Origin of the sequence: Gluconacetobacter sp., from assembly GCF_047721585.1 — a bacterium.
Lineage (GTDB): Bacteria > Pseudomonadota > Alphaproteobacteria > Acetobacterales > Acetobacteraceae > Gluconacetobacter > Gluconacetobacter dulcium.
In genome coordinates, this window is the sequence record NZ_JBDNXE010000165.1 from 4,499 (window position 1) to 7,213 (window position 2,715).

The following is a 2,715-nucleotide window of genomic DNA, read 5'->3' on the forward strand; positions in this document are numbered from 1 at the left end:
CATGGGGCTTGAACGGTTCGAAGGCTTCCTGACCGCGCTGGAACGTCGGCTGGCGACGGGGGACCGATTCCTGCGCGACCGTCAGCGTGATGTCGCGGCACGACAGGATCCGTCGGGCACCGATCCCGCCTGAATGCTCCCAATTACATACGCTTTTACCGCATCCCCCGAAATCCTTGTTGCCAGCAGATAAATCCGCTCCCTTTTAATGATCCCCGTCGTCGTCCGGAGAGGCCGGATGATCCGTAAAAACGGGGATTCCCATGGCGGTTACACCGATTGAAAGTGGTGCCCGACAGCGTGGCATGTCCATGCTGCGCACAGCGATGGGACCGGCGATTGCCCGGCACCTTGCCGATCCCGCTGTGGTCGAGGTGATGCTCAATCCCGATGGGCGGTTGTGGATCGACCGTCTGTCCGAGGGGCTTGGCGATACGGGCGACAGGATTGCACCTGCCGATGCCGAGCGCATCGTGCGTCTGGTGGCCCACCATGTCGGGGCGGAGGTGCATGAAGCAGCACCGCGCGTATCGGCCGAACTGCCGACCGGTGAGCGGTTCGAGGGGTTACTGCCGCCCGTGGTGACGGCCCCGAGTTTTGCCATCCGCAAACCCGCCGTCGCCGTGTTCACCCTCGATGACTATGTCGCTGCCGGGATCATGACGGAGGGGCAGGCAGTGTTTCTCCGTCGCGCTGTCGCCGAGCGGAAAAACATCCTCGTCGCGGGTGGGACCAGCACGGGCAAGACCACGCTGGTCAACGCCCTGCTGGCTGAGGTTGCGAAAACCGGTGATCGCGTCGTGCTGATCGAGGATACGCGCGAACTGCAATGCACGGCGCCCAATCTCATCGCCCTGCGGACCCGTGAAGGTGTCATCACACTGTCGGATCTTGTCCGCTCCGGCCTTCGCCTGCGCCCCGACCGCATCCCCATCGGTGAGGTGCGTGGGGCCGAAGCACTGGATCTGGTCAAGGCGTGGGGCACCGGCCATCCGGGTGGTATCGGCACGCTGCACGCCGGATCCGTGCTGGCGGCCCTGTATCGTCTGGAACAGCTGATCCAGGAAGCCGTGGTCACGGTGCCGCGCGCCATGATCGCCGAAACCATCGACGTCATCGCCGTGCTGTCCGGACGCGGCAATTCCCGCCGCCTGTCCGAACTGGCGGAAATCGACGGCCTCGATCCCGTGACGGGCGCCTATCGCATCCGTCCGGTCAGCCTCTCTTCTCCCGAAACATCATTCTCTGCCAATGGAGAATCATCATGAGGCCGCCTTCACGTCTGCGCGCCGTGGTGTGCGCTGTCGCACGTCCTGACCGGCATGTGCCGGATCTGCGTGTATTCGGAACCTCCCTGCTGCTGTCGCTTGCTTTCGCGTCATCGGCATGGGCGTCAGGATCCAGCATGCCGTGGGAAACGCCCCTGAACGAGATACTGGAATCCGTGCAGGGGCCGGTGGCCAAGATCATCTCGGTCATCATCATTACCGTGACCGGTCTGACGCTGGCCTTCGGGGAAACATCCGGCGGGTTCCGCCGCCTGATCCAGATCGTCTTCGGCCTGTCCATCGCTTTTGCAGCGTCCAGCTTCTTCCTGTCGTTCTTCTCCTTCTCCGGCGGAGCGCTGATCTGATGGCGCTCGGGTATGACGATGATGCGGTGCCGGGATTTCATGTCCCGGTGCATCGCTCGCTGACCGACCCGATCCTGCTGGGTGGCGCGCCCCGTGCCGTCGCCATCGCCAACGGCACGCTGGCAGCGGCCATTGCACTCGGCCTGCGGCTCTGGCTGATCGGGGCGGTGTTCTGGATCGTGGGCCATGGGCTCGCGGTGTGGGGTGCGAAGCGCGATCCGTTCTTCATTGAGGTGGGACGACGGCATCTGCGCTACCCCGCCTGGCTTCGCTCATAGGGAGGGCAGGGCGATGATGTCCCTTGGCGAATATCGCAACCGGAATTCCCTCCTGTCGGATTTCCTGCCCTGGGCCGCGCTCGTGGAGAAAGGTGTCGTCCTGAACAAGGACGGTAGTTTCCAGCGCACGGCAAAAATTCGAGGCCCTGATCTGGACAGCGCCACGCCTGCCGAACTGGTCGGTGTGACCGGCAGGTTGAACAATGCCCTGCGTCGTCTTGGCTCCGGCTGGGCGGTATTCGTGGAGGCGCAGCGCGTCCCGGCGACAGTGTATCCCGACAGTGATTTTCCCGACGCAGCCAGCCAAATGGTCGACCTGGAACGCAGGGAGCAGTTCGAGGATGAAGGCGCGCATTTCGAGAGCCGGTATTTCCTGACCCTTGTCTGGTTGCCGCCGGCGGAATCTTCGGGCCGCGCCGAGCGTTTTCTCTACGAGGGTAGGGAGCGCGACGGCCCCGATCCGCATGGCATCCTGAATGCCTTCATTGATCGTAGCGACCGGCTTCTGGCGTTGCTGGACGGGTTCATGCCCGAAGCGGCATGGCTGGATGACGGGGAGACGCTGACCTATCTGCACTCCACGATCTCGACGTGGAACCAGCGGGTGAGGGTGCCGGAAATTCCCATGCACCTCGACGCCCTGCTGGTGGACCAGCCGCTGTCAGGCGGTCTGGAACCGAAACTCGGCGATGCGTATCTGAGAGCCCTGACGATCACCGGTTTCCCGTCGCGGCCCTTTCCCCGAATCCTGGAAGCCCTGCACCGGCTGGCCAAGCCGTATCGCAGGTGCACCCGAGCGAACCT

Annotated in this window: 3 protein-coding genes and 1 pseudogene; all 4 read left to right on the plus strand. The window is 63.7% G+C overall.

Translation table 11 applies throughout. From position 1 onward, the window contains the following. The first annotated feature begins 263 nt into the window (after window positions 1-263). Window positions 264-1,268: a P-type conjugative transfer ATPase TrbB gene (gene trbB, locus ABF821_RS18990; protein ID WP_415531211.1), complete on the plus strand. Its 1,005-nt coding sequence runs from the start codon at window positions 264-266 to the stop codon at window positions 1,266-1,268. Beyond that, entirely contained in the window at window positions 1,265-1,633 is a 369-nt protein-coding gene (locus ABF821_RS18995) for a TrbC/VirB2 family protein (RefSeq protein WP_415531212.1), read from the plus strand. Before trbB ends, ABF821_RS18995 begins: the two co-directional genes overlap by 4 nt. Then, window positions 1,633-1,911: a VirB3 family type IV secretion system protein gene (locus ABF821_RS19000; RefSeq protein WP_415531213.1), complete on the plus strand. Its 279-nt coding sequence runs from the start codon at window positions 1,633-1,635 to the stop codon at window positions 1,909-1,911. The genes ABF821_RS18995 and ABF821_RS19000 overlap by 1 nt, the downstream gene beginning before the upstream one ends. Before the next feature lie 13 nt (window positions 1,912-1,924). Beyond that, a pseudogene (locus ABF821_RS19005) lies at window positions 1,925-2,715 on the plus strand (conjugal transfer protein TrbE); the annotation flags it as partial.

Coding starts and splice junctions, on each gene's coding strand:
- ABF821_RS18995 (WP_415531212.1), top strand. CDS start 1,265: ATGAGGCCGCCTTCACGTCTGCGCGCCGTGGTGTGCGCTGTCGCACGT.
- trbB (WP_415531211.1), top strand. CDS start 264: ATGGCGGTTACACCGATTGAAAGTGGTGCCCGACAGCGTGGCATGTCC.
- ABF821_RS19000 (WP_415531213.1), top strand. CDS start 1,633: ATGGCGCTCGGGTATGACGATGATGCGGTGCCGGGATTTCATGTCCCG.